This is a genomic window from Streptomyces sp. NPDC004732 (assembly GCF_040609235.1).
Classification (GTDB): Bacteria; Actinomycetota; Actinomycetes; order Streptomycetales; family Streptomycetaceae; genus Streptomyces.
Genome location: NZ_JBEXJR010000005.1, coordinates 520,058 through 544,187 on the forward strand (window position 1 = coordinate 520,058; position 24,130 = coordinate 544,187).

Consider the following 24,130-nt stretch of genomic DNA (forward strand, 5'->3'; position numbering starts at 1 on the left):
ACCGGCTGACCTGAACGGGTGGTCTCAACTCCCTTGTCCAAGAAGGAAGAAGAGGCTGGAAATCCCCTTGTACTCGGCGTGACGGGGTACCCTCAGGAAGGCGGCGGACGGCGGCAGTTACCCCCTGCGGAGGCGACAACTCGCCCCAGATGGCACAATCGGTGCATGGGACGTGACAGCCAACTCGAGCTCTACGGGCTCGTCGCGGACCAACTGAAGGAAGCGCACTCAAGGGTGCGCGCACTGCAAGTCCCGGAGGGCGTACGGATGGCGCTGACCCGGAAGCTGCTGGTCATTACGGCCGCGGCCAAACACGATCTCGCCGATGCGGCAAGGCGTCTGGAGCGATTGATGGCGTCCCTCGATGAAGCAGACGAGGGTCGATTCCCCCAAGACGGCTGAGCAGCAGCCTCAACGGACCTTCGAGGAACTCCGAGATGGGCCACTTCGTTGCGGCACAAGGGTGATTAGCCCGTTTCGTGTTTGATTTGCGGTATATATCTGCCTAACGTGCGAAAAAGCCGGAGTATTTCGCTCCCGGCAATGTCTCCGAAGGGGAAGACGTGAACAAGGCGCAGCTCGTAGAAGCGATTGCCGACAAGGTGGGCGGCCGCCAGCAGGCCGCCGACGCCGTCGACGCGGTCCTGGACGCCGTCGTCCGTGCCGTGGTCAGCGGGGACCGGGTTTCGGTCACCGGCTTCGGCTCGTTCGAGAAGGTCGACCGTCCGGCTCGTTACGCCCGCAACCCCCAGACCGGGGAGCGCGTGCGGGTCAAGAAGACCTCGGTTCCGCGCTTCCGTGCCGGACAGGGCTTCAAGGACCTGGTGAGCGGCTCGAAGAAGCTCCCGAAGAACGACGTCGCGGTCAAGAAGGCGCCCAAGGGCAGCCTGACCGGCGGTGCTTCGGCGACGGTCAAGAAGGCGGCGGCGAAGAAGGCCACGGCCAAGAAGGCCACCGCGAAGAAGGCCACCGCGACGGCGAAGAAGGCCACCGCGAAGAAGACCACCGCCAAGAAGACCACGGCGACGGCCAAGAAGGCAGCGGCGAAGAAGGCCACCGCCAAGAAGACGGCCACGAAGGCGACGGCCAAGAAGGCCGCCCCGGCCGCCAAGAAGGCCACCGCCAAGAAGGCCGCCCCGGCCAAGAAGGCCACGGCCAAGAAGACCGCGCCGGCGAAGAAGGCCACCGCCAAGAAGGCGCCCGCCAAGAAGTCCACGGCGCGCAAGACGACCGCCAAGAAGGCCACGGCCCGCAAGAAGTAAGGGCACGAGGGCACTCACGCGCCGGGCCGGACTCCCACGGGGGAGCCCGGCCCGCGTCGTGCGTACAGGCCTGTCGGAGCGGCCGCAGGGCCGCGGATCAGAACGTCTGCAGGGTCACCAGGGTGATGCGGCGCGCCTCGCCGCCGTCGCCGTCGGCCTCGACCTCGATGCGCACGCGCTGCCCGGGCCGCAGCAGCCGCAGCCCGCCCGCGTCGAACGCGGGGGCCTCGAAGGACACGGGAGTCCCGTCGTCGAGCAGCACACTGCCGCTGCGGGTCTCGGAGTCGTACGTGTACGCGGTCGCCTGCATGGAAGGCAGCGTACTCAGTCGGGGATGAGCAGGCCCGCCGCGACCTCGGCGGTGCGGGGCCCCACACCGAGCGCGAGAGCGGCGCGCAGGTCCTCTCCGGTGTCCACGTCCCTGCGTACGGAATCGACCCCGTCGAGCGAGAGTTCCACGGCGCCGGACGCCGCGTGCCGGGCCCGCGATGCCGTACCGAATGCCGGACGCAATTCCGTTCCCGCCGCCGCGCACAGCAACGTCGTACCGATTCCTTCGGCATCAGGCATGAATGCGCGGGGAAAAGAGGCGGCGCCGTCGAGAGCGCGGGCCAATTCGACCGGGCGCAGCGCGGGCAGATCGGCGTTCAGGGCCGCGACGGGCGCTTGGGGCCGCTCGGCGCGCACGAAGGCCGCGCCGTGCGTCAGAGCGGCATTCAGGCCGCCGCCCGGCTCGTCGGCGACGATTCGGGCGCCCAGTGCGGCGAGCTCGCGCCCCGCGACGGCGTCGCCCGTGACGACCACCACATCGCGCACCCCGGGGCACGCCACCACGGCTGCCACGGTGTCCTGCGCGAACGCCAGGGCGAGGCCGGGGCGGAGACCGTCCCCGGAGGTGGCGGCGAGCCTGCTCTTGGCGCGCGCCAGCGGCTTCAGGGGTATGACCAGGGTCCACTGCACGAGCGCTCCGTCCTTCGCGTCGCGCCCATTGTGACCTGCTGGAGGGCCGGTGCACGGGGTGGCGGGGAAGGGGTGGGCGTACGGTGTTCTCGACAGACAGGCAGCCTGGGGCGACACTTGTGCGGCCGACCAGGTTCATGGAGGAAGGTGTCCGAGTGTCCCGCCGCAGAATCGGCTTCTGGTACCGCCTGGCGGCGGTCATTGCTAAACCGCCGCTGGTGGTTCTGTTCAAGCGGGACTGGCGTGGAATGGAACACATTCCGGCCGACGGAGGATTCATCACGGCGGTGAATCACAACTCTCATATCGACCCGTTCTCCTACGCGCACTACCAGTACAACACCGGACGAGTGCCGCGATTCCTGGCAAAGGACGGCCTTTTCAAGGGCGGCTTTGTCGCCAAGGTGATGAAGGGCACGGGCCAGATCCCGGTCTACCGCGAGACCACGAACGCGCTGGACGCCTTCCGTGCCGCCGTCGACGCCATCGAGCGCGGCGAGTGCGTCGCCTTCTACCCCGAGGGCACCCTCACCAGGGACCCCGACATGTGGCCGATGACGGCCAAGTCCGGTGCCGCGCGGGTCGCCCTGAGGACCCAGTGCCCGGTGATTCCCGTCGCCCAGTGGGGTGCCAACCTCGCGCTGCCGCCGTACAGCAAGAAGCCCACCTTCTTCCCGCGCAAGACCCTCCAGGTGAAGGCGGGACCGCCGGTCGACCTGTCGCGCTTCTACGACAAGGAGCCGACGCCCGAGGTGCTGCGCGAGGTGACCGAGACCATCATGGCCGCGATCACCGAACTCCTGGAGGAGGTCCGGGGCGAGAAGGCCCCCGATACGCCGTACGACCCGCGCAGGGCGCGGCTTGAACAACGACGCAAGGCAGACCGCGGAGCCGTCGGCCCCGCGGAGAGCACCTCGGAGGACAGCAAGTGACGAACCCCGTGAACTCGGCAGGCCCGGTGAAGGCCGCCGTCTTCGGAACGGGCTCCTGGGGTACGGCCTTCGGCATGGTGCTCGCCGACGCGGGCTGCGACGTCACCCTGTGGGGCCGTCGCGCCGAACTCGCCGACGCCGTCAACTCCACGCGGACGAACCCGGACTACCTCCCCGGTGTGCGGCTCCCCGAGAACCTCCGGGCGACCTCCGACCCGGCCGAGGCCGCCGCGGACGCCGACTTCACGGTCCTCGCCGTGCCCTCGCAGACGCTGCGCGGCAACCTCGCCGAGTGGGCGCCGCTGCTGGCCCCAGAGACCGTCCTCGTCTCCCTCATGAAGGGCGTCGAACTGGGCTCCGCCATGCGGATGAGCGAGGTCGTCGAGGACGTCACGAAGGTCCCCGCGGACCGGATCGCCGTCGTCACGGGCCCCAACCTCGCCCGTGAGATCGCCGCCCGGCAGCCCGCCGCCGCCGTGGTCGCCTGCCGGGACGAGGCCGTCGCACAGCGCCTCCAGACCGCCTGCCACACGCCGTACTTCCGCCCGTACACGAACACCGACGTCGTCGGCTGCGAGCTCGGCGGCGCCGTGAAGAACGTCATCGGCCTCGCCGTGGGCATCGCGGACGGCATGGGCCTGGGGGACAACGCCAAGGGATCGCTCATCACGCGCGGCCTCGCCGAGACCACCCGGCTCGGGCTCGCCATGGGCGCGGACCCGCTGACGTTCTCCGGACTCGCGGGCCTGGGCGACCTGGTGGCCACCTGCTCCTCGCCGCTCTCGCGCAACCACACCTTCGGCACCAACCTCGGCAAGGGCATGACCCTGGAGGAGACCATCGCGGTCACCAAGCAGACCGCAGAGGGCGTCAAGTCCTGCGAGTCCGTGCTGGATCTGGCCCGCAGGCACGGCGTCGACATGCCCATCACGGAGACCGTCGTGGGCATCGTGCACGAGGGCACGCCCCCGATGGTCGCCCTCAAGGACCTCATGTCGCGCAGCGCCAAGCCCGAGCGCCGCTGAAGGCACACCTGACTACTTCGGTACCAACGGGTACTCTCAACGCGATATGAGCAGCGAGAACCTCCCCCAGAGCCCTGAGCAGCCGCCCCGCAAGCCGCGCGTGGCCGTCGTGTTCGGCGGCCGCAGCTCGGAGCACGGCATCTCCGTCGTCACGGCAGGCGCCGTGCTGCGCGCCATCGACCGCACCAAGTACGACGTCCTGCCGATCGGCATCACCACGGACGGACGGTGGGCGCTCACCGCCGACGAGCCCGAGCGGATGGCCATTGCCGACCGCAAGATGCCGAGCGTCAGCGAACTCGCCGACTCCGTGGAGGGCGGCGTGGTGCTGCCCCTCGACCCGGGCAACCGCGAGGTCGTCTACAGCGAGCCCGGCTCCGTGCCCAAGGCGCTCGGCGAGGTCGACGTCGTCTTCCCGATGCTGCACGGTCCCTACGGAGAGGACGGCACCCTCCAGGGCCTGCTCGAGCTCTCCGGAGTGCCCTACGTGGGCTCCGGTGTCCTCGCCTCGGCCGTCGGCCAGGACAAGGACTACATGAAGCGGGTGTTCTCCTCCTTCGGGCTGAACGTCGGCCCGTACCTGGTGATCCGCCCGCGTGAGTGGCAGCAGGACGAGGCGGGCGCCCGTCAGCGCATCGCGGAGTTCGCGGGCGAACACGGCTGGCCGCTGTTCATCAAGCCCGCGCGCGCGGGCTCCTCGATCGGCATCACGAAGGTCGACTCCTTCGAAGGCCTCGACGAGGCCATCGCCGAGGCGCAGCACCACGACCCCAAGATCCTGATCGAGGCGCTGCTGCGCGGCCGTGAGATCGAGTGCGGCGTCCTGGAGTTCGAGGACGGCCCGCGCGCGAGCGTCCCGGCCGAGATCCCGCCCGTGCAGTCGCACGACTACTACGACTTCGACGCGAAGTACATCGACTCGGCGCCCGGCATCGTGCCCGCGCCGCTGACGCCCGAGCAGACCGCGGAGATCCAGCGGCTCGCCGTCGAGGCCTTCGAGGCGGCGTCCTGCGAGGGCCTGGTGCGCGCGGACTTCTTCCTCACCGAGGACGGCCGGTTCGTGATCAACGAGATCAACACGATGCCGGGCTTCACGCCCATCTCGATGTACCCGCAGATGTGGGAGAAGAGCGGCGTCAGCTACCCCGAGCTGGTGGACCGCCTCATCCAGGCGGCCCTCACCCGCTCCACGGGCCTGCGCTGACGCCTGCCCGAAGAGCTGCCCCCGTCAGACCTCAGGAGGTCTTGCCGATCCCCACGGGGATCGTCTTCTTGACGGGGGCGGCGAAGTCCGTGAGCGGACCCAGACCGTCCCCCGTCCGCTCCTCGGGCAGCGTCACCTCCACATAGGCGAGGCGCGCCCCGGTGGTGAAGGTGTACGAACCGTCGTCCTGCTTCTCCAGGAGCCAGGCCACGCCGTTCACCTTCACGCCGTTCTTCGGTGCGTAGGAGGGGTCGACCATCTTGGGGGGCCGCGGCACACCGCAGCGCAGTATGATCGCCGGGTCTCCCCACCCCGCGGTCAGCTCGGACTTCGGCCCGGGGTCGGTGCGCCCCAGCCCGTCGACCTTTTCCGGCAGCTGTCCGTGCAGGTCCCGGCAGAGGCCCGCGGCCTTCGCGGCCGGGGAAGGAACCACCACTGACGCCTCGTCGTCCGTAGCTGAACAGGCCGCTGTCGCGATCAACAGGGCGAGGGCGGACATTCCTGTGAGGCAGCGGCGCCGGAGGTGGGGGATGTTCACCGGGCCAGGGTAGACGGGGGCTACAAGTGCACGACCGGGCAGGTCAGAGTTCTGGTGATGCCATCCACCTGCTGGACCTTGGCGACCACCATGCGGCCGAGTTCGTCCACCGTGTCCGCCTGCGCGCGGACGATGACATCGTAGGGTCCGGTCACGTCCTCGGCCTGCATGACTCCCGGGATCTTGCCGATCAGCTCGGCGACGGTCGACGCCTTGCCGACCTCTGTTTGGATCAGGATGTACGCCTGTACCACGGAACCTCCAGGGCGGCCACGAGGATCATGTGGGGGAGAAAGGGACGCCACGGTACCGCGTCGCCGCTTGCCGCGGGGAGACCCGGGTGACCTGTGGCGCGCACATCGTGGTGGACGGACAACAGAAGTTGACGGTCACGTCGACCGTACCGACGACAGAGACGGCTCGCGACCGGGGGCCGGGCAGCTTGAAAGGGCATGGTGAGACTCGGTGAAGGGATCCGTGGGCGAGTTGGGGGAGTTCGGGCTCATCAGAGAGCTCACTTCGCGGCTCACCTCCACGCCGGCCGTACGGCTCGGCCCCGGCGATGACGCCGCGGTCGTGTCCGCTCCGGACCGCAGGGTCGTGGCGAGCACCGACATCCTCCTCGAGGGGCGGCACTTCCGCCGCGACTGGTCCACCGCGTACGACGTGGGCCGCAAGGCCGCGGCGCAGAACCTCGCGGACATCGCGGCCATGGGCGCCGTGCCGACCGCGCTGCTGCTCGGCCTGGTCGTCCCCGCCGAGCTCCCCGCGAGCTGGCCCACCGAGCTGATGGACGGCCTCAGGGACGAGTGTCAGGTCGCGGGCGCGGCCGTCGTGGGCGGCGATGTGGTGCGCGGCGACACGATCACCGTCGCGATCACCGCCCTCGGCGACCTGCGCAACCACGAGCCGGTCACGCGCGCGGGCGCCAAGACCGGCGACGTCGTCGCCGTGACGGGCTGGCTCGGCTGGTCCGCGGCCGGGCACGCCGTGCTCTCCCGCGGCTTCCGCTCGCCGCGCGCCTTCGTGGAGGCCCACCGCAGGCCCGAACCGCCGTACCACGCGGGCCCCGCGGCCGCGGGCCTCGGCGCGACCTCCATGACGGACGTCAGCGACGGCCTCATCGCCGACCTCGGGCACATCGCCGAGTCCAGCAAGGTGCGCATCGACATCCGCTCCGGAGACGTCGACGTGCCCTCGCAGATGAACGACATCGGGCAGGCCGTCGGCGTCGACCCGCTCCAGTGGGTGCTCAACGGCGGCGAGGACCACGCCATCGTGGCGACCTTCCCTGCTGACGTGAAGCTGCCCGCCCGCTGGAAGGTCATCGGGGAGGTCCTCAACCCCTCCGCGCTGCCCCAGGTGACCGTGGACGGCGCCCCGTGGACCAGCAAGGGCTGGGACCACTTCGGGGACAACGGGGACGCCGAGTGACCGCCCCGCCGCGGGTCCTGACCGTCGCCGGATCCGACTCCGGCGGCGGCGCGGGCATCCAGGCCGACCTGAAGACGATGCTCGCCCTCGGCACGCACGGCATGAGCGTCGTCACGGCCGTCACCGCGCAGAACTCCCTGGGCGTGCAGGGCTTCTGGGAGCTTCCCGTGGAGGCGGTGCGGGCCCAGTACCGCAGCGTCGTCGACGACATCGGCGTACAGGCCGTGAAGACCGGCATGCTCGCCTCGGCCGAACTGGTCGAGACGGTCGCCGACTTGCTCGCGGGTACGGACGCGCCCGCGGTCGTCGACCCGGTCGGCGTCTCCAAGCACGGCGATTCGCTGCTCGCGGCGTCCGCGCTGGACTCGGTCCGCACGAAGCTGCTTCCGGCCGCCACGGTCGCGACACCCAACCTCGACGAGGTCGCGCAACTCACCGGCATCGAGGTCGACTCCGAGGACGGCCTGCGGCGCGCGGCGGCCGCCGTCCTCGCGTACGGGCCGAAGTGGGTGCTCATCAAGGGCGGCCACCTCCGCGGCGACGCCGTGGACCTGCTCACCGACGGCTCCGAGGAGCACGTCCTGCGCGCCCCCCGGCACGACAACCGCCATACGCACGGCACGGGCTGCACCCTCGCCAGCGCGATCGCGTCGCAGCTGGCGAAGGGGCAGGCCGTGCCGGAGGCCGTCATGGCGGCCAAGGAGTACGTCACCGGGGCGATCGCCGAGGGGTTCGCGCTCGGCGGCGGGATCGGTCCGGTGGATCACGGCTGGCGGTTCAGGGAGGCGTAGGCCGGTCCCTTGCGGGCGGGCCCCCTCCGGGCCCGCGGATGTCCGGGCCTGTGGAAGGACATACGAAAGAGCCGGTCCCCCCGAAGGGGAACCGGCTCTTTCAGCAACCAGCTAGGTGGCCGCGCTGGCGTCAGCGCGAGACCTTGCCGGCCTTGATGCACGAGGTGCAAGCGTTGAGGCGCTTCGGCGTCCCGCTCACCACGGCACGCACACGCTGGATGTTCGGGTTCCAGCGACGGGGCGTACGGCGGTGCGAGTGCGAGATGTTGTTGCCGAAGCCCGGCCCCTTGCCACAGACGTCGCAGTTGGCAGCCACGGGTCACTCCAAGACTTCAGATGCACTTACGGTTAAACCCGGCATGCCGGGATCAGTGCAATGATCGAAGTGGCGTTGCCAGGAGGAATGGCCCGATGCGTATCGGGCAACCGGAGCAGCATACAACGACTGCTTCGGTACAACGAAACTACCACGGACGGCCCGGCCCCCGCCCCGGTCCCCCCGTTCACCCTGGGTCTACGCTGCGTCCATTCCGGATGGTCAAGGAGGCGAACAGGTGCCGCAGAACCTCGACGCGGTCGCGGTGCGCGCCTGGTGCCGACTGGCTCTGGACGCCCTCGGCAGGGCCCGCGAGGAGATCGACTCCATCAACGTCTATCCGGTCGCCGACGGGGACACCGGGACGAACCTCTATCTGACCGTGGAATCCGCCTCCCAGGCGGTCGACGCCGCGTTCACGGGCCATGAGCCCGCCCTCCCCTCGCTGGCGGAGACGGTGCGCGCGATGGCGCACGGAGCGCTCATAGGGGCCCGCGGGAACTCCGGCACGATCCTGTCGCAGCTGTTGCGGGGGATGGCGCAGGTCATCGGCGGTGAGGGGCAGTCGGGCAGTGAGGCAGATCACGTCGAAGGGCGGGTCCTGGAGCGCGCGCTGCGGCAGGCCGCCGAGTCCGCGTACCAGGCGGTCGCCCACCCCGTCGAAGGCACCGTCCTGACCGTGGCGACCGCGGCGGCCGACGCGGCCACCGGCACCGAAGGCGACTGCGGGGCAGTGGCCAGGGCGGCGTACGAAGGCGCCTGCGCGGCGCTGGACGCGACGCCGGGACAGCTCGCGGTGCTGGGCCGTGCGGGAGTGGTGGATGCCGGTGGCCGGGGGCTCGTGGCGGTTCTGGGGGCGCTGACGGGCGCCCTGTCGGGCGAGACCGTGGTCTCCAAGAGCGCGGCGGCGCACCCGGCGCATCCCAAGGGGTCGGTCCACGCCCACGCGCGCGTGGAGGCCGTCGAGTGCGAGGACGCGCCCGGCGACGAGGGCAGCCCCGCCTTCGAGGTGATCTACCTCCTGGAAGCGGACGATGCGGCCGTCACCCGGCTGCGGGCCCGGCTCGACCGGCTCGGCGACTCGCTCGTCGTGGTCGGCGGCGACGGGCTCTGGAACGTCCACGTCCACGTCGACGACGCGGGAGCGGCCGTCGAGGCCGGTGTGGAGGCGGGCCGCCCCCACCGCATCCGGATCACCCACTTCGGCGCGGACGACGCGCACACCACCGTCCAGCCGCCCCGGGAACGCACCCAACGGGCCATCGTCGCCGTCGTGCCCGGCGAGGGCCTCGCCGGGCTCTACTCCGAGGCCGGGGCGACCACCGTGCCCGCGCGCGTGGGGGAGCCGCCCGCGAGCGGCGAGCTCGTCGACGCGATCCGGCGGGCCCACGCCCGCGAAGTGGTGCTCCTGCCGAACGACGCCGAACTGCGGCACACCGCGGCCGCCGCGGCGGAACAGGCCCGCACGGAAGGCGTACGGGTCGCGCTGATCCCCACCCGCTCCGCCGTCCAGGGCATCGCGGCGCTCGCCGTGCACGAGCCGGACCGCCGCTTCGACGAGGACGTCGTCGCCATGACCTCGGCGGCGGGCGCGACCCGTTACGGCGAACTGGCCGTCGCCGAGCGGCAGTCCTGGACCATGGCGGGCATCTGCCAGGCGGGCGACGTGCTCGGCCTGATCGACGGCGATGTCGCGGTGATCGGCTCCGAGGTGGCCCGTACCGCGGTCTCGGTCCTCGACCGCATGCTGTCGGCGGGCGGCGAGATGGTCACGCTGGTGCTCGGCGAATCCGTGCCCGACACCGTCGCGGAGCACCTGGAGAAGCACGTGCGCGAGGCGTATCTGGCCGTCGACACCGTGGTCTACCGCGGCGGCCGACAGGCTGCGCTGCTGCTGATCGGCGTCGAGTAGTCGCCGCCAGGGCCGGTGGGAGCCGGGGTGCGTTCCGCGGATTCGGGGGACGTGCGCCGGATTGTCAGTGGCGTGGTGTGCAATGGATCTCGTGCCTGCGCTCGAAGAACCCCTGAAGAAAGTGGTCGGCCCCGCCACCGCGAAGGTGATGGCCGAGCACCTCGACCTGCACACGGTCGGCGACCTCCTGCACCACTACCCCCGGCGCTATGCCGAGCGCGGTGAGCTGACCCGCCTCGCCGACCTCCCCCTGGACGAGCACGTCACGGTGGTCGCCCAGGTCGCGAGCGCACGCATCCTGACGTTCAACGGCGGCCGCGGCCAGCGCCTCGAGGTCACGATCACCGACGGCAGCGGCCAGGTCCAGCTCGTCTTCTTCGGCCGCGGCATCCACAAGCCGCACAAGGACCTGCTGCCCGGCACCCGCGCGATGTTCGCGGGCAAGGTGTCGGTCTTCAACCGCAAGATGCAGCTGGCCCACCCGGCGTACGAACCGCTGAAGGCCGAGGGCGACGAGGTGGGCGAGGCCGTCGGTTCCTGGGCGGGCGCCCAGCTGCCGATCTACCCGGCCACCGCCAAGCTGGAGTCCTGGAAGATCGCCAAGTCGGTCGACATGGTCCTGCCCAGCGCCCAGGAGGCCCAGGACCCGCTGCCGCCCGCCCTCCGCGACGGGCGCGGCCTCATCCCGCTCACCGAAGCCCTCCTGAAGATCCACCGGCCGCACTCCAAGGCCGACATCGAGGCCGCCCGCGACCGCCTCAAGTGGGACGAGGCCTTCGTCCTCCAAGTAGCCCTGGCCCGGCGGCGGTACGCGGACGCGCAGCTCCCCGCCGTGGCCCGCAGGCCCAAGGAGGGCGGCCTCCTCGACGCGTTCGACGCCAAGCTGCCCTTCACGCTCACCGAGGGCCAGGAGAAGGTCTCCAAGGAGATCTTCGACGACCTCGCGACCGAGCACCCGATGCACCGCCTCCTCCAAGGAGAGGTCGGTTCGGGCAAGACGATGGTCGCGCTGCGCGCCATGCTCGCCGTGGTGGACGCGGGCGGACAGGCCGCGATGCTCGCGCCCACCGAAGTCCTCGCACAGCAGCACCACCGCTCCATCGTGGAGATGATGGGCGAGCTCGCCGAGGGCGGCATGCTGGGCGGCACCGAGCACGCCACCAAGGTCACGCTGCTCACCGGCTCCATGGGGATGGCCACCCGCAGGCAGGCCCTGCTCGACCTGGTCACCGGAGAGGCCGGGATCGTCATCGGCACCCACGCGCTGATCGAGGACAAGGTCCAGTTCCACGACCTGGGCCTCGTCGTCGTCGACGAGCAGCACCGCTTCGGCGTGGAGCAGCGCGACGCCCTGCGCGGCAAGGGCAAGCAGCCCCCGCACCTCCTGGTCATGACGGCCACGCCGATCCCGCGCACCGTGGCGATGACCGTCTTCGGAGACCTGGAGACATCCGTCCTCGACCAGCTCCCCGCCGGGCGCTCGCCGATCGCCAGCCATGTCGTCCCTGCCGAGGACAAGCCGCACTTCCTGGCCCGCGCGTGGGAGCGCGTCCGCGAGGAGGTGGAGAACGGCCACCAGGCGTACGTGGTGTGCCCCCGCATCGGCGACGACGCCGACGAAGCCGCCGACCCGAAGAAGGCCAAGAAAAAGGCCGAGAAGGCCGAGAAGAAAGCCGAGGAAGAGGCCACCGCCGAGAAGCGGCCCCCGCTCGCCGTCCTCGACGTCGCCGAGCAGCTCGCCCGCGGCCCGCTGAGCGGCCTCAAGGTCGAGGTGCTGCACGGGCGCATGCAGCCGGACGACAAGGACGCCGTGATGCGCCGCTTCGCCGCCGGGGAGACCCAGGTCCTGGTCGCGACGACGGTCATCGAGGTCGGCGTGAACGTGCCGAACGCCACGGCCATGGTGATCATGGACGCGGACCGCTTCGGCGTCTCCCAGCTGCACCAGCTCCGCGGCCGCGTCGGCCGTGGCTCGGCCCCCGGCCTCTGCCTCCTGGTCACCGACATGCCCGAGGCCAGCCCCGCCCGCGGCCGCCTGGGAGCCGTCGCCTCGACGCTCGACGGCTTCGAGCTCTCCCGCATCGACCTGGAGCAGCGCCGCGAGGGCGACGTCCTCGGCCAGGCCCAGTCCGGCGTCCGCTCCAGCCTGCGGATGCTCGCCGTCATCGAGGACGAGGAGATCATCGCCGCCGCCCGCGAGGAGGCGGTCACCGTGGTCGCCGACGACCCCGAGCTGGAGCGGCTGCCCGCGCTGCGCACCGCACTGGACGCGCTGCTCGACGCGGAGCGGGAGCAGTACCTCGACAAGGGCTGACCGGGGTGTACGCCATATCGTGGAGTCAGCCCACCGGTGAGCCCACCGACGTGGCGCACCCCAGCCAGCCAGAAGGAATCAGATGACCCGCGTGATCGCCGGCACGGCCGGCGGACGCCGCCTGGCCGTCCCGCCGGGCAACGGCACCCGCCCCACGTCCGACCGCGCGCGCGAGGGCCTCTTCTCCACCTGGCAGGCCCTCCAGGGCACGCTCGACGGGGCACGCGTCCTCGACCTGTACGCGGGCTCCGGAGCCGTGGGTCTGGAGGCGCTGTCCCGCGGCGCCGCCCACACCCTGCTCGTCGAGGCCGACGCCAGGGCGGCGCGCACCATCCGGGAGAACGTGAAGGCGGTGGCCCTGCCAGGCGCCGACGTACGGGCGGGCAAAGCCGCCCAGATCGTCCAGGGAGGCGCTCCCACCAGCCCGTACGACCTGGTCTTCCTCGACCCGCCGTACGCCGTCACCGATGACGATCTTCGGGAGATCCTCCTCACACTCCGCTCGGAGGGCTGGCTCACGGACGATGCGCTCGTCACCGTTGAACGCAGTACAAGAGGCGGTGTCTTCGGCTGGCCGGAGGGTTTCGAGGCCCTCAGGTCCCGTCGCTACGGCGAAGGGACGTTTTGGTACGGTCGCGCCGCCTCTACGTGCGACGACTCAGTGATCGCGCCATGACCGGACCGGAGAGCGAGGGACTCACGTTGCGCCGCGCCGTCTGTCCGGGGTCATTCGACCCCATCACCAATGGACACCTCGACATCATCGCCCGCGCCTCCAAGCTGTACGACGTGGTGCACGTCGCGGTGATGATCAACCAGTCGAAGAAGGGCCTGTTCGAGATCGAGGAGCGGATCGAAATGATCCGCCAGGTCACCGCCGACTTCGGCAACGTCGAGGTGGAGTCCTTCCACGGCCTCCTCGTCGACTTCTGCAAGCAGCGCGACATCCCGGCCATCGTCAAGGGCCTGCGAGCAGTCAGCGACTTCGACTACGAACTCCAGATGGCCCAGATGAACAACGGCCTCTCCGGCGTCGAGACCCTCTTCGTGCCGACCAACCCCACCTACAGCTTCCTCTCCTCCTCGCTGGTCAAGGAGGTCGCTGCCTGGGGCGGCGACGTCGCGCACCTGCTGCCGCCGCTCGTCCACGAGGCCCTGACCGAACGTCTGGGCAAGAAGTGACCCCGCGGCAGGAGCACTGACAGACCGTCACCCGGTGTCGGGCGGGCGGCCACTGGCCTTACAGTCGTCCCGTCCGTCTCCCAACCAGCTGTAGAGAGTGGCGAGCACACGGTGGACGTGCAGAAGAAGATCGACGAGATCGTCCAGGCGATCGGCAGCGCCCGGTCCATGCCCATGTCGGCCTCGTGCGTGGTCAACCGCGCCGATCTGCTCTCGATGCTCGAAGAGGTGCGCCAGGCCCTGCCGGGCTCCCTCGCCCAGGCCCAGGAGCTCATCGGCGGCCGCGAGCAGCTCGTCGAGCAGGCCCGCCAGGAGGCGGAGCGGATCATCGAGACCGCGCACGCCGAGCGCGGCTCCCTGATCTCCGACACCGAGGTCGCCCGCAACTCCCAGGGCGAGGCCGACCGCATCCTCACGGAGGCCCGGCAGACCGCCGAAGAGGTCCGCGTCGAGGCCGACGACTACGTGGACAGCAAGCTCGCCAACTTCGAGGTCGTCCTCACCAAGACCCTCGGCTCGGTCGGCCGCGGCCGCGAGAAGCTCCTCGGCACCGGACCCGGCCTCGACGAGCAGGGCTACGAGGACGAGGACGCCCCCGAGCGCAGCCACGACCCCGAGACGCTGCGCCGCGACGCCGACGCGTACGTCGACGCCAAGCTCGGTGCCTTCGAGGCGGTCCTCGCCAAGACCCTGGAGGCCGTCGGGCGGGGCCGCCAGACCCTGCACGGCCGGGCCCCCGCCGACGAGCTCGGCGCCCTGGGCGAGGGCGCCGCCGCCCAGGGGCACACCACCGACGCCGAATTCCTGGCGGACCTCGCGGGCCCGTCGGCCGCCGCGGAGTCCGCCCCGCCGCAGCAGCCCGCCCAGGCCCCGCCGCCGATCCCGGCCCAGCAGCCCTACGCGCCGCCGCAGCAGCAGCCCGACCCGTACGGGTACCCCCAGCACGACGGGTACCAGCAGCAGGACCAGTACGCGTACCAGCAGCAGTACGCCCAGCAGGATCCGTACGCGTACCAGCAGCACCAGCAGCACGACCAGTACGGCTATCCGCAGCAGGGCTACGAACAGCCCCAGCAGCCCCAGCAGCCCCGGTACGAGGCGCCCGCCGCGACGCTCGAGGAGACCAGCCTCTTCGACACGACCATGATCAGCGCCGAGCAGCTGCGCCAGTACGAACAGGGGCGCTAACGGACCCGAGGACCGGATTGGGCCGAAAGCGAAAGGTCAAGTATCCTGGCTCTTCGGTCGCGCATACGTCCGCGATCCAGGCTGCCCACCCAAGCCTCAGATTTGAGGCGTCAGTGCGGTGGCCCCCCTTGAACTTCCAGGATTCGAAAGCAGGAAAAGCCCTGAGCACGCGCCTCGACCACCGAAACCCCCTCGTGTTCGACACACACGAGCTGGGGCGGCGTCCTGGTGCCATGCTGCGGCTGACCCGCGAGATCGAAGCGCCCGGTGCGCCGGGCACCTTCGGTATCGAAGGGGTCATCGGAGTGCCGCAGGGCGCCCCGGTCGAGCTGGAGATCCGCCTTGAGTCGGTCATGGAAGGGGTGCTTGTCACAGGCACCGCCCGTGCATCGGCCGAGGGGGAGTGCGTAAGGTGTCTGGAGCCGCTCGAGCTTGAGCTCGACGCGGACTTCCAGGAGATGTTCTCGTACCCTGACGCCGACGACCGGGGCCGCACCGCGGAACCGGCCGACGACGCCGGGGAATCCCCAGAGGACGAGGACAGGCTCTACCTCGAGGACGGCATGTTCGACCTCGAGCCTGTGCTGCGTGATGCGGTGGTGCTCGCACTGCCGATGCAGCCGGTGTGCCAGGACGACTGTCCGGGCCTGTGCTCCCAGTGCGGAGTGCGGCTCGCGGACGACCCGGACCACCACCATGATGCCGTCGACATCCGTTGGGCGGCATTGCAGGGACTCGCTGGCACCATCCAGGACGGCGAGAAGGACGAGATGAGCGGCGCCGAAGCAGATGCGGGCGTCGACGAGAAGCAGGAGAAGTAGCCGTGGCTGTTCCGAAGCGGAAGATGTCGCGCAGCAACACGCGCCACCGCCGGTCGCAGTGGAAGGCTGCGGTCCCCACCCTGGTTTCGTGTGAGCGTTGCCAGGAGCCCAAGCAGCAGCACATCGCGTGCCCGAGCTGCGGCACCTACAACAAGCGCCAGGTCCTCGAGGTCTGAGCGGCTGGTGAGAGGCACCGTGTCTAGCCCCAAGAAGGCGGAAGACGCCAAGAAACTGGCGGAGACAACGGCCTCGTCCCACACGCTTCTGGAAGGGCGGCTCGGGTACAAGCTCGAGTCCGCCCTTCTGGTGCGTGCGCTGACCCACCGTTCGTACGCGTACGAGAACGGCGGTCTGCCGACGAATGAGCGTCTGGAGTTCCTCGGGGACTCGGTGCTCGGTCTCGTCGTCACGGACACGCTGTACCGCACCCACCCCGACCTGCCCGAAGGCCAACTGGCCAAGTTGCGGGCCGCGGTGGTCAATTCGCGTGCGCTGGCGGAGGTCAGCCGTGGCCTCGAACTGGGCTCCTTCATCCGGCTCGGCCGTGGTGAAGAGGGCACGGGAGGCCGGGACAAGGCATCCATCCTCGCCGACACCCTCGAAGCGGTGATCGGCGCGGTCTATCTGGACCAGGGCCTGGACGCCGCGGGTGAGCTGGTGCACCGGCTCTTCGACCCGTTGATCGAAAAGTCCTCGAATCTGGGAGCGGGCCTGGACTGGAAGACCAGTCTCCAGGAGCTCACCGCGACGGAGAGCCTCGGCGTGCCCGAGTATCTCGTCACGGAGAGCGGCCCCGACCACGAGAAGACATTCACTGCTGCCGCCCGCGTCGGAGGCGTCTCGTACGGCACCGGCACCGGCCGCAGCAAGAAGGAAGCGGAGCAGCAGGCCGCAGAGTCCGCGTGGCGTGCGATTCGCGCCGCCGCGGACGAGCGGATCAAGGCGGCCGAGGCCGCCGCTGCCGCACAGTCCGAGGGGACCGCCGACACCCCCTCGGTCTGACCGCCGCCTATCCTTTGATGCCGGTCGTCCCCACTGGGGGCGACCGGCATCGTGCTGTGCCGAAGGAGACCCATGCCCGAGTTGCCCGAAGTCGAAGTCGTCCGGCGCGGTCTGGAGCGCTGGGTCAGTGGGCGCGTCGTCGCCGACGTGGAGGTGCTGCATCCGCGTGCGGTGAGACGGCACGTGGCGGGCGGCGAGGACTTCGGGAGCCGGCTGACGGGGCACCGGATCGGTCTCGTCCAGCGGCGCGGCAAGTACCTGTGGCTGCCGCTCGCCGATTCGGGGCAGTCCGTCCTGGCGCACCTGGGCATGAGCGGCCAGCTCCTGGTGCAGCCCCAGGCGGCGCCGGACGAGAAGCACCTGAGGATCCGGATGCGCTTCGCGGACGTGCAGGGCACCGAGCTCCGCTTCGTCGACCAGCGCACCTTCGGCGGTCTCTCGCTCCACGACAACACCCCGGACGGGCTGCCGGACGTCATCGCGCACATCGCGCGCGACCCGCTCGACACCGTGTTCGACGACGACGCCTTCCACCTCGCGCTGCGCCGTCGGCGTACGACGATCAAGCGGGCGCTGCTCGACCAGTCGCTGATCAGCGGCGTCGGCAACATCTACGCGGACGAGGCGCTGTGGCGCGCGAAGCTGCACTACGAGCGGCCCACCGGGGCGTTCACGCGCCCGCGCACGGCCGAACTCCTCGGCCACGTACGGGACGTGATGAACGCGGCCCTCGCCGTCGGAGGCACCAGCTTCGACAGTCTCTACGTCAACGTGAACGGCGAATCGGGCTACTTCGACCGGTCGTTGGACGCCTACGGCCGGGAGAACGAGCCGTGCCGCCGCTGTGGCGCCGCGATCCGCAGGCGCCCTTGGATGAACAGGTCCAGCTACTTCTGCCCGCGCTGTCAGCGGCCGCCGCGCGCCGCGTCGTAACGCTCCTGGGCCTTCACCACGTCGTCCTGTCGGCCCTCCACGAAGTGGATCAGGGCCAGCAGGCGCTCGGCGACCTCCCGCCCCAGCGGGGTGAGCGCATAGTCCACGCGCGGCGGGTTGGTCGGCTGTGCGTCACGGTGCACCAGGCCGTCGCGCTCCAGCGCGTGCAGGGTCTGGGACAGCATCTTCTCGCTCACGCCGTCGACACGGCGGCGCAGTTCGTTGAAGCGCAGCGTGCCGTCGTGCAGCGCGCCCAGCGTGAGCGCCCCCCAGCGTCCGGTGACGTGCTCCAGCGTGCCCCGCGACGGGCACTGGCGGGAGAACACGTCGTACGCCAGGTCCTTGGATTCCATCTTGACACCATACTCCCGCACAGCGCTTTCGAATAGTTAGCGCCGAGCTCGGGCGGCGGTCTCAGAAGCCGAAGTCCTGCGTCCACCACGGGCCGCCCGGCGCGAAGTGCGCCCCGACGCCGAGGGTCTTGTAGTCGCAGTTGAGGATGTTGGCGCGGTGGCCCGCGCTGTTCATCCAGGCGTCCATCACCGACTGCGCGTTGGCCTGGCCGCGGGCGATGTTCTCGCCGCCCAGGTTCTTGATGCCCGCCTTCTCGGCGCGGTCCCACGGCGTCGCGCCGTCCGGGTCGGTGTGGTCGAAGAAGTCGCGCGCCGCCATGTCGGCGCTGAAGTCACCGGCCAGCGCGGCGAGCCGGTCGTCGGCCCGCAGCGGACGGCAGCCCGCCTTGGCCCGCTCCTGGTTGACGAGCGTGAGCACCGCGGCCTCGGCTGTGCTCTCGTCGCTCTCGCCGGACGACGACGTGGAGCTCGCCGGGGGAGCCTTGGGCTTCTCCTCGGGCGTACGGGACGGGCTCGGCGTCGACTTGCCGTCCTTGTCACCCTTGCCGCCGTTGCCGGGCTTGTCGGCATCCTTCTTCGGCGCGGCGGGCGCCGACGACTTCTCGGACGGCGTCTTCGAAGGCTTCGGGTCGGCCTTGGAGGGAGTGGGCTCCGGCGCGTCGGAGCGGCCGGTGCCGCGGCTCGGCGACGGCTCGCCCCGGTCGGCGCTGTCGCCCTTGCCGCCCTGGGCGTCCACCTCGGTCGGCGCGGCCGCGGACCGCACCTTGCCGGGGTCGCCCCCGCCGCCCAGCTGGTAGTTGTCACTGCCAGGGAGCACGCCCGCGGCGACCGCGACGGCCCCCATCGCGACGGCGGCGGAAACACCGAGCAGGCCCGTGCGCACAGGGGTGGCGGCGCGGCCCTTGCGGCGGTGCGACACGGTCCCCGGGTGCTGCTCAGGGGTGGCGGCGGCCTGTCCAGCGCCGGAGCGTCGGTGGCGTCCCATCTCCTGGCCTTTCGTCCTAAGATCAGCGTGACTCACCCATATGAGTGAGGCTCATCGATTCGCGACTGTACGCGATGGCGCATGGGGACGAAGTGCTCACTGAGCAATTGGCCGGTTAGCGTGCACCCATGAACGAAGACGTACGACTCACCGCCTGGGTGCGCGGACGCGTGCAGGCCGTGGGATTCCGCTGGTTCACGCGGGCCAGGGCGCTGGAGATCGGCGGCCTGAGTGGTTTTGCTCTCAATCTGGAGGACGGCCGCGTGCAGGTCGTCGCCGAGGGGTCCAGGAAAGGCTGTCAGGAGCTGCTCGACTGGCTCCGTGACGGCGACACACCCGGCCGCGTCGACGGAGTCACCGAGATCTGGGACACACCACGTGGCATATACGAGACGTTCGCCATTCGCTGACCCTGACCCGGGCGAACGCGGTGGGACGGGTGCGCCGGGCCGCCGGACGCGTGTCCCAGGCAACTGCCTGAGGCAGAAAAGGCCTGGTGGTTGCCAAGAACCACTTGCCGTGGCAGGCTCCGCAAGTAAGGATGATCTCCACGCCCCCAGGGCCCCGAAGGAGTAGCAGCGCCGCCCGTTTCCGGGCCGCGTGCCCCCGGGTCGCCCGCCAATACGGGGTGTGATCGTGTTGACCGTCAAACTTTTTGGTGAGACTCTGGAAGCCCCGCGCACCTTAGCTGTTTGGCATGTGAGAACGGCCAGCAAGACCAAGCGAAACAAAGAGTGCCAAGCACCGCGGGTGCGATTCCCTCACGACCCACACCGCTTCGGTCGGTCACTCAGTGTGGAGGACCATCCATCATGGCAAAGGCGCTTCTCGGTTACGTCGGCGGCAGCGACCCGCGACTTCTCGCCGAGATGCGACGGCTCCAGCAGCGCGTCCAGGACCTGGAATCCGAGCTCGGCCGGATCCAGGCCGAGAACGACGCGCTCGCGGCTGCCGCTTCTCACGAATCGCTCCTGGAGAGCATCGACGTACCCCAGGCGGAGCCTGCGCTCACCTGACCCCTACCCGATCACGAACACAAGGGCCTCGCTCATGGGCCCGCGGTAAGCACAAGTGGTCAGGCTGTCAGTGTCAGCCGCTTGTCTTCAGATAGGCATCAGATATGCAAGGGACGCTTCGGCGTCCCTTCTTTCTTGCCCCCGCGTACGCTGTCGCCTTTACCGTCTGATGTGCCCTGCACCTTCATGGGTGAAACGGTCGAATCAAAAGGTGCGGCGCGCAGCGCCACCTACAAGGGCGGCGGTGGGAGGCGGGCGGGAGGTAGAGTCCGACGGCGTGCATCTCAAGGCCCTGACCCTGCGCGGCTTCAAGTCCTTCGCGTCGGCGACGACGCTGAAGTTCGAGCCGGGCATCACCTGCGTCGTCGGACCCAACGGCTCCGGCAAGTCCAACGTCGTGGACGCGCTGAGCTGGGTCATGGGCGAGCAGGGCGCCAAATCCCTGCGCGGCGGCAAGATGGAGGACGTCATCTTCGCCGGCACCACCGGGCGGCCCCCGCTCGGCCGCGCCGAGGTCTCGCTCACCATCGACAACTCCGACGGCGCGCTGCCCATCGAGTACGCCGAGGTCACCATCACGCGGATCATGTTCCGCAACGGCGGCAGTGAGTACCAGATCAACGGCGACACCTGCCGCCTCCTCGACATCCAGGAACTGCTCTCCGACTCCGGCATCGGCCGCGAGATGCACGTCATCGTCGGGCAGGGGCAGCTCGACGGGGTGCTGCACGCCGACCCGATGGGGCGGCGCGCGTTCATCGAGGAGGCCGCGGGCGTCCTCAAGCACCGCAAGCGCAAAGAGAAGGCGCTGCGCAAGCTCGACGCGATGCAGGCCAACCTGGCACGCGTCCAGGACCTGACGGACGAGCTGCGACGCCAGCTCAAGCCCCTCGGCCGCCAGGCCGCCGTGGCACGCAGGGCCGCCGTCATCCAGGCCGACCTGCGCGACACCCGCCTGCGACTGCTCGCCGACGACCTGGTGCGCCTGCGCACGGCGCTGAACGCCGAGGTCGCCGACGAAGCCGCGCTGAAGGAGCGCAAGGAGAGCGCCGAGGCCGAGCTGAAGGCCGCCCTGCACCGCGAGGCCCAGCTCGAAGAAGAGGTACGCCGCCTCACGCCACGGCTGCAGCGCGCCCAGCAGACCTGGTACGAGCTGTCGCAGCTGGCCGAGCGGGTGCGCGGCACCGTCTCGCTGGCCGACGCCCGGATCAAGAGCGCCACCGCCGCGCCGCCCGACGAGCGGCGCGGCCGCGACCCCGAGGACCTGGAGCGCGAGGCCGCCCGGATCCGCGAACAGGAGGCCGAGCTCGAAGCCGCGCTGGAGGCCGCCGAACACGCCCTGGACGACACGGTCACCCACCGCTCCGACCTCGAACGCCAACTGGCCGTCGAGGAACGCCGCCTCAAGGACGTGGCACGGGCCATCGCCGACCGGCGCGAAGGGCTCGCCCGGCTGACCGGGCAGGTCAACGCGGCCCGGTCGCGGGCGGCGTCCGCCCAGGCCGAGATCGACCGGCTCGCCGTCGCACGGGACGAGGCCGCCGAGCGCGCGGTCACGGCCCAGGAGGCGTACGAGCAGCTCAAGGCCGAGGTCGACGGGCTCGACGCGGACGACGCCGAGCTCGGCGAGCGGCACGACACGGCGAAGCGGCAGCTCACCGAGGCCGAGGCCGCGCTCACCGCGGCGCGGGAGGAAGCGACCGCCGCCGAGCGCAAGCGGGCCGCGGTCGCCGCCCGGCACGAGGCGCTCGCGCTCGGCCTGCGGCGCAAGGACGGCACGGGCGCGCTGCTCGCCGCCAAGGACCAGCTCACCGGGGTGCTCGGCCCGGCCGCCACCCTGCTCACCGTCGCCCCGGGCCACGAGGTGGCGGTCGCCGCCGCGCTCGGTGCCGCGGCCGACGCCGTCGCCGTGAACGGTCCCGGCACGGCCGCCGAAGCCATCCGGCTGCTGCGCAAGCAGGACGCGGGGCGTGCGGCGCTGCTGCTCGGCGGCGCCTGTGACGATGCACACGGGGCACGCGACGTACGAGACGTACAGCAGGAGCGTCCCGGCGGGCCGCCGTACGTCGCCGATCTCGTGCGGGGACCCGACGAGCTGATGCCCGGTGTGCGGCGGCTGCTGCGCGGGATCGTCGCCGTGGGCACGCTGGAGGACGCCGAGGACCTCATCCACGCGCGCCCCGAGCTGACCGCCGTCACCGCCGAAGGGGATCTGCTCGGGGCGCACTTCGCGCAGGGCGGGTCCGCGGGGGCGCCGAGCCTGCTCGAAGTGCAGGCGTCCGTCGACGAGGCCGCCGAGGAGCTCGAGCGGCTCGCCGCCCAGTGCGAGGAGCTGGCGCAGGCGCAGGAGCGTGCGGGGGAGCGGCGCAAGGAATGCGCGGCGCTCGTCGAGGAGCTGGGGGAGCGGCGCAGGGCCGCCGACCGGGAGAAGTCCTCCGTGGCGCAGCAGTTGGGGGCGCTCGCCGGACAGGCGCGGGGCGCCGCGGGCGAGGCCGAGCGCAGCACCGCCGCCGCGGCCAAGGCGCAGGACGCCCTTGACCAGGCCGTTCAGGACGCCGAGGAGCTCGCAGAGCGGCTCGTCGTCGCCGAGGAGGCGTCTCCCGACGGCGAGGAGGAGCCCGACACTTCCGTGCGCGACCGGCTCGCCGCCGACGGGGCCAACGCCAGGCAGACCGAGATGGAGGCCAGGCTCCAGGCGCGTACGCACGAGGAGCGGGTGAAGGCGCTCGCGGGCCGCGCCGACTCCCTGGACCGGGCCGCCCGCGCCGAACGTGAGGCACGCGCGCGTGCCGAGCAGCGCAGGGCGCGGCTGCGCCACGAGGCCGCGGTCGCCGAGGCCGTCGCGTCCGGCGGGCGTCAGCTGCTCGCCCACGTCGAGGTCTCGCTCGTCCGCGCGGACGAGGAGCGCACCGCCGCCGAGCGGGCCAAGGAGGTGCGGGAGCGGGATCTGCTCGCCGCGCGGGGCCAGGGCCGCGACCTCAAGGCCGAGCTCGACAAATTGACGGATTCAGTCCACCGGGGCGAGGTACTCGGAGCTGAGAAGCGGCTGCGGATCGAGCAGCTGGAGACCAAGGCACTGGAGGAGCTCGGTGTGGAGCCGGCGGGACTCGTGGCCGACTACGGCCCCGATCAGCCCGTGCCGCCCTCGCCCGCCGCCGAGGGCGAGGAGCTGCCGGAGGACCCGCAGCATCCGCGCAACCTGCCGGTGCCGTTCGTCCGGGGAGAGCAGGAGAAGCGGCTCAGGTCAGCCGAACGGGCGTATCAGCAGCTCGGGAAGGTGAACCCGCTGGCCCTTGAGGAGTTCGCGGCGCTGGAGGAACGCCACAAGTTCCTGAGCGAGCAGCTCGAAGACCTGAAGAAGACGCGGACCGACCTCCTCCAGGTGGTGAAGGAGGTGGACGAGCGCGTCGAGCAGGTCTTCACCGAGGCCTACTACGACACGGCCCGGGAGTTCGAGGGTGTCTTCTCGCGGCTGTTCCCCGGCGGTGAGGGACGGCTGATCCTGACGGATCCCGACAATATGCTCGCCACCGGTGTGGACGTCGAGGCCCGGCCGCCCGGCAAGAAGGTCAAGAGGCTCTCGCTGCTCTCCGGCGGCGAGCGGTCGCTGACGGCCGTCGCGCTGCTCGTTTCGATCTTCAAGGCGCGGCCCAGCCCGTTCTATGTGATGGACGAGGTCGAGGCGGCGCTCGACGACACCAACCTGCAGCGGCTCATCCGCATCATGCAGGAGCTGCAGGAGGCCTCGCAGCTCATCGTGATCACGCACCAGAAGCGCACGATGGAGGTCGCGGACGCGCTGTACGGCGTCTCGATGCAGGGCGACGGCGTCTCGAAGGTCATCAGCCAGCGCCTCCGCTAGACCTCCCCTGGGATCCCCCTCAGAGGGGCCCAGCGTCTCCTTTCAAGGCTTCAAGACTTGAACATACGTAGCCTCAGGGTGCCCATAAATTCACAGCAGC

The 24,130-nt window shown here is 70.6% G+C and carries 26 protein-coding genes; 19 read left to right on the forward strand and 7 right to left on the reverse strand.

The window, feature by feature from the left end; translation table 11 throughout:
• Positions 1 to 165: 165 nt before the first annotated feature.
• Together ABZV77_RS17785 and ABZV77_RS17790 are read left to right on the forward strand one after the other, a co-directional pair.
• The gene (locus ABZV77_RS17785) at positions 166 to 402 is read left to right on the forward strand and encodes a hypothetical protein (protein WP_055564463.1); all 237 of its coding nucleotides are present in this window, start codon (positions 166 to 168) and stop codon (positions 400 to 402) included.
• A gap of 161 nt (positions 403 to 563) precedes the next feature.
• Entirely contained in the window at positions 564 to 1,262 is a 699-nt protein-coding gene (locus ABZV77_RS17790) for an HU family DNA-binding protein (RefSeq protein WP_356257141.1), read from the forward strand.
• 97 nt (positions 1,263 to 1,359) lie between these two features.
• Here the strand turns inward: ABZV77_RS17790 and ABZV77_RS17795 are convergent, their stop codons facing one another.
• Together ABZV77_RS17795 and cofC are read right to left on the reverse strand one after the other, a co-directional pair.
• A complete protein-coding gene (locus ABZV77_RS17795) occupies positions 1,360 to 1,572 on the reverse strand; it encodes a hypothetical protein (protein WP_356257144.1) in 213 nt (70 codons plus the stop codon).
• A 14-nt stretch (positions 1,573 to 1,586) separates the two neighbouring features.
• Positions 1,587 to 2,222, reverse strand: a complete 636-nt coding sequence (gene cofC / locus ABZV77_RS17800; protein WP_356257146.1) for a 2-phospho-L-lactate guanylyltransferase — start codon at positions 2,220 to 2,222, stop codon at positions 1,587 to 1,589.
• Positions 2,223 to 2,377: 155 nt separating this feature from the next.
• Here cofC and ABZV77_RS17805 point away from each other — a divergent pair, with 155 nt between their 5' ends.
• Genes ABZV77_RS17805 through ABZV77_RS17815 form a run of 3 tightly spaced genes read left to right on the forward strand, consistent with a single transcriptional unit; the run spans position 2,378 to position 5,383 of the window.
• Complete coding sequence (locus ABZV77_RS17805) at positions 2,378 to 3,154, forward strand: lysophospholipid acyltransferase family protein (protein WP_356257149.1); 777 nt, start codon at positions 2,378 to 2,380, stop codon at positions 3,152 to 3,154.
• On the forward strand, positions 3,151 to 4,179 hold the full coding sequence (locus tag ABZV77_RS17810) for an NAD(P)H-dependent glycerol-3-phosphate dehydrogenase (protein WP_356257152.1): 1,029 nt from the start codon (positions 3,151 to 3,153) through the stop codon (positions 4,177 to 4,179). Before ABZV77_RS17805 ends, ABZV77_RS17810 begins: the two co-directional genes overlap by 4 nt.
• A gap of 46 nt (positions 4,180 to 4,225) precedes the next feature.
• Positions 4,226 to 5,383, forward strand: a complete 1,158-nt coding sequence (locus tag ABZV77_RS17815; protein WP_356257155.1) for a D-alanine--D-alanine ligase family protein — start codon at positions 4,226 to 4,228, stop codon at positions 5,381 to 5,383.
• 31 nt (positions 5,384 to 5,414) lie between these two features.
• Here the strand turns inward: ABZV77_RS17815 and ABZV77_RS17820 are convergent, their stop codons facing one another.
• Both ABZV77_RS17820 and ABZV77_RS17825 read right to left on the reverse strand, forming a co-directional pair.
• A complete protein-coding gene (locus tag ABZV77_RS17820) occupies positions 5,415 to 5,915 on the reverse strand; it encodes a DUF3515 domain-containing protein (RefSeq protein ID WP_356257657.1) in 501 nt (166 codons plus the stop codon).
• 26 nt (positions 5,916 to 5,941) lie between these two features.
• Positions 5,942 to 6,175, reverse strand: coding sequence for an Lrp/AsnC ligand binding domain-containing protein (locus tag ABZV77_RS17825; RefSeq protein ID WP_356257158.1), 234 nt, complete (start codon positions 6,173 to 6,175; stop codon positions 5,942 to 5,944).
• A gap of 211 nt (positions 6,176 to 6,386) precedes the next feature.
• Here ABZV77_RS17825 and ABZV77_RS17830 point away from each other — a divergent pair, with 211 nt between their 5' ends.
• Entirely contained in the window at positions 6,387 to 7,355 is a 969-nt protein-coding gene (locus tag ABZV77_RS17830; protein ID WP_356257161.1) for a thiamine-phosphate kinase, read from the forward strand.
• On the forward strand, positions 7,352 to 8,146 hold the full coding sequence (gene thiD, locus ABZV77_RS17835) for a bifunctional hydroxymethylpyrimidine kinase/phosphomethylpyrimidine kinase (RefSeq protein WP_356257164.1): 795 nt from the start codon (positions 7,352 to 7,354) through the stop codon (positions 8,144 to 8,146). The genes ABZV77_RS17830 and thiD overlap by 4 nt, the downstream gene beginning before the upstream one ends.
• A gap of 130 nt (positions 8,147 to 8,276) precedes the next feature.
• Here the strand turns inward: thiD and rpmB are convergent, their stop codons facing one another.
• A complete protein-coding gene (gene rpmB, locus ABZV77_RS17840; RefSeq protein ID WP_016642993.1) occupies positions 8,277 to 8,462 on the reverse strand; it encodes a 50S ribosomal protein L28 in 186 nt (61 codons plus the stop codon).
• Between the two features lie 238 nt (positions 8,463 to 8,700).
• On the opposite strand from rpmB, the gene ABZV77_RS17845 reads away from it, so the two are divergent.
• The 9 genes from ABZV77_RS17845 (at position 8,701) to mutM (ending at position 17,814) form a co-directional block, all read left to right on the forward strand.
• Positions 8,701 to 10,374, forward strand: coding sequence for a DAK2 domain-containing protein (locus ABZV77_RS17845; protein WP_356257167.1), 1,674 nt, complete (start codon positions 8,701 to 8,703; stop codon positions 10,372 to 10,374).
• A gap of 82 nt (positions 10,375 to 10,456) precedes the next feature.
• Complete coding sequence (recG, locus tag ABZV77_RS17850) at positions 10,457 to 12,688, forward strand: ATP-dependent DNA helicase RecG (RefSeq protein WP_356257170.1); 2,232 nt, start codon at positions 10,457 to 10,459, stop codon at positions 12,686 to 12,688.
• Positions 12,689 to 12,770: 82 nt separating this feature from the next.
• Positions 12,771 to 13,364: a 16S rRNA (guanine(966)-N(2))-methyltransferase RsmD gene (gene rsmD, locus ABZV77_RS17855; protein ID WP_356257173.1), complete on the forward strand. Its 594-nt coding sequence runs from the start codon at positions 12,771 to 12,773 to the stop codon at positions 13,362 to 13,364.
• A gap of 26 nt (positions 13,365 to 13,390) precedes the next feature.
• On the forward strand, positions 13,391 to 13,870 hold the full coding sequence (coaD, locus tag ABZV77_RS17860) for a pantetheine-phosphate adenylyltransferase (protein WP_356257659.1): 480 nt from the start codon (positions 13,391 to 13,393) through the stop codon (positions 13,868 to 13,870).
• 111 nt (positions 13,871 to 13,981) lie between these two features.
• Positions 13,982 to 15,058 (forward strand): cell division initiation protein, encoded by a 1,077-nt coding sequence (locus ABZV77_RS17865; RefSeq protein ID WP_356257176.1) that lies wholly within the window; start codon positions 13,982 to 13,984, stop codon positions 15,056 to 15,058.
• Between the two features lie 128 nt (positions 15,059 to 15,186).
• Positions 15,187 to 15,879, forward strand: a complete 693-nt coding sequence (locus ABZV77_RS17870; protein WP_356257179.1) for a YceD family protein — start codon at positions 15,187 to 15,189, stop codon at positions 15,877 to 15,879.
• A 2-nt stretch (positions 15,880 to 15,881) separates the two neighbouring features.
• Positions 15,882 to 16,055, forward strand: coding sequence for a 50S ribosomal protein L32 (rpmF, locus tag ABZV77_RS17875; protein ID WP_026165248.1), 174 nt, complete (start codon positions 15,882 to 15,884; stop codon positions 16,053 to 16,055).
• Positions 16,056 to 16,062: 7 nt separating this feature from the next.
• Positions 16,063 to 16,881: a ribonuclease III gene (rnc, locus tag ABZV77_RS17880; RefSeq protein WP_055564478.1), complete on the forward strand. Its 819-nt coding sequence runs from the start codon at positions 16,063 to 16,065 to the stop codon at positions 16,879 to 16,881.
• 72 nt (positions 16,882 to 16,953) lie between these two features.
• Complete coding sequence (gene mutM / locus ABZV77_RS17885) at positions 16,954 to 17,814, forward strand: bifunctional DNA-formamidopyrimidine glycosylase/DNA-(apurinic or apyrimidinic site) lyase (RefSeq protein ID WP_356257184.1); 861 nt, start codon at positions 16,954 to 16,956, stop codon at positions 17,812 to 17,814.
• Here the strand turns inward: mutM and ABZV77_RS17890 are convergent.
• Together ABZV77_RS17890 and ABZV77_RS17895 are read right to left on the reverse strand one after the other, a co-directional pair.
• Positions 17,787 to 18,167 carry a helix-turn-helix domain-containing protein gene (locus ABZV77_RS17890; RefSeq protein WP_356257187.1) on the reverse strand — a complete coding sequence of 127 codons (381 nt, stop codon included), beginning with the start codon at positions 18,165 to 18,167 and terminating at the stop codon, positions 17,787 to 17,789. The genes mutM and ABZV77_RS17890 overlap by 28 nt on opposite strands.
• A gap of 61 nt (positions 18,168 to 18,228) precedes the next feature.
• A complete protein-coding gene (locus tag ABZV77_RS17895) occupies positions 18,229 to 19,152 on the reverse strand; it encodes a CAP domain-containing protein (RefSeq protein ID WP_356257190.1) in 924 nt (307 codons plus the stop codon).
• 128 nt (positions 19,153 to 19,280) lie between these two features.
• On the opposite strand from ABZV77_RS17895, the gene ABZV77_RS17900 reads away from it, so the two are divergent.
• From ABZV77_RS17900 to smc, 3 genes are all read left to right on the forward strand, one after another.
• A complete protein-coding gene (locus ABZV77_RS17900; RefSeq protein ID WP_356257193.1) occupies positions 19,281 to 19,562 on the forward strand; it encodes an acylphosphatase in 282 nt (93 codons plus the stop codon).
• A 402-nt stretch (positions 19,563 to 19,964) separates the two neighbouring features.
• Positions 19,965 to 20,168, forward strand: coding sequence for a hypothetical protein (locus ABZV77_RS17905; protein WP_055551056.1), 204 nt, complete (start codon positions 19,965 to 19,967; stop codon positions 20,166 to 20,168).
• A 277-nt stretch (positions 20,169 to 20,445) separates the two neighbouring features.
• The gene (gene smc, locus ABZV77_RS17910) at positions 20,446 to 24,030 is read left to right on the forward strand and encodes a chromosome segregation protein SMC (RefSeq protein WP_356257197.1); all 3,585 of its coding nucleotides are present in this window, start codon (positions 20,446 to 20,448) and stop codon (positions 24,028 to 24,030) included.
• Positions 24,031 to 24,130: the final 100 nt, after the last annotated feature.

What these genes read in the sequence shown, in the direction of transcription:
- ABZV77_RS17785 (WP_055564463.1), top strand. Translation starts at nt 166, where the DNA reads ATGGGACGTGACAGCCAACTCGAGCTCTACGGGCTCGTCGCGGACCAA.
- ABZV77_RS17795 (WP_356257144.1), bottom strand. Translation starts at nt 1,572, where the DNA reads ATGCAGGCGACCGCGTACACGTACGACTCCGAGACCCGCAGCGGCAGT.
- ABZV77_RS17815 (WP_356257155.1), top strand. Translation starts at nt 4,226, where the DNA reads ATGAGCAGCGAGAACCTCCCCCAGAGCCCTGAGCAGCCGCCCCGCAAG.
- recG (WP_356257170.1), top strand. Translation starts at nt 10,457, where the DNA reads ATGGATCTCGTGCCTGCGCTCGAAGAACCCCTGAAGAAAGTGGTCGGC.
- rsmD (WP_356257173.1), top strand. Translation starts at nt 12,771, where the DNA reads ATGACCCGCGTGATCGCCGGCACGGCCGGCGGACGCCGCCTGGCCGTC.
- mutM (WP_356257184.1), top strand. Translation starts at nt 16,954, where the DNA reads ATGCCCGAGTTGCCCGAAGTCGAAGTCGTCCGGCGCGGTCTGGAGCGC.
- ABZV77_RS17890 (WP_356257187.1), bottom strand. Translation starts at nt 18,167, where the DNA reads ATGGAATCCAAGGACCTGGCGTACGACGTGTTCTCCCGCCAGTGCCCG.
- ABZV77_RS17895 (WP_356257190.1), bottom strand. Translation starts at nt 19,152, where the DNA reads ATGGGACGCCACCGACGCTCCGGCGCTGGACAGGCCGCCGCCACCCCT.
- ABZV77_RS17900 (WP_356257193.1), top strand. Translation starts at nt 19,281, where the DNA reads ATGAACGAAGACGTACGACTCACCGCCTGGGTGCGCGGACGCGTGCAG.
- ABZV77_RS17905 (WP_055551056.1), top strand. Translation starts at nt 19,965, where the DNA reads ATGGCAAAGGCGCTTCTCGGTTACGTCGGCGGCAGCGACCCGCGACTT.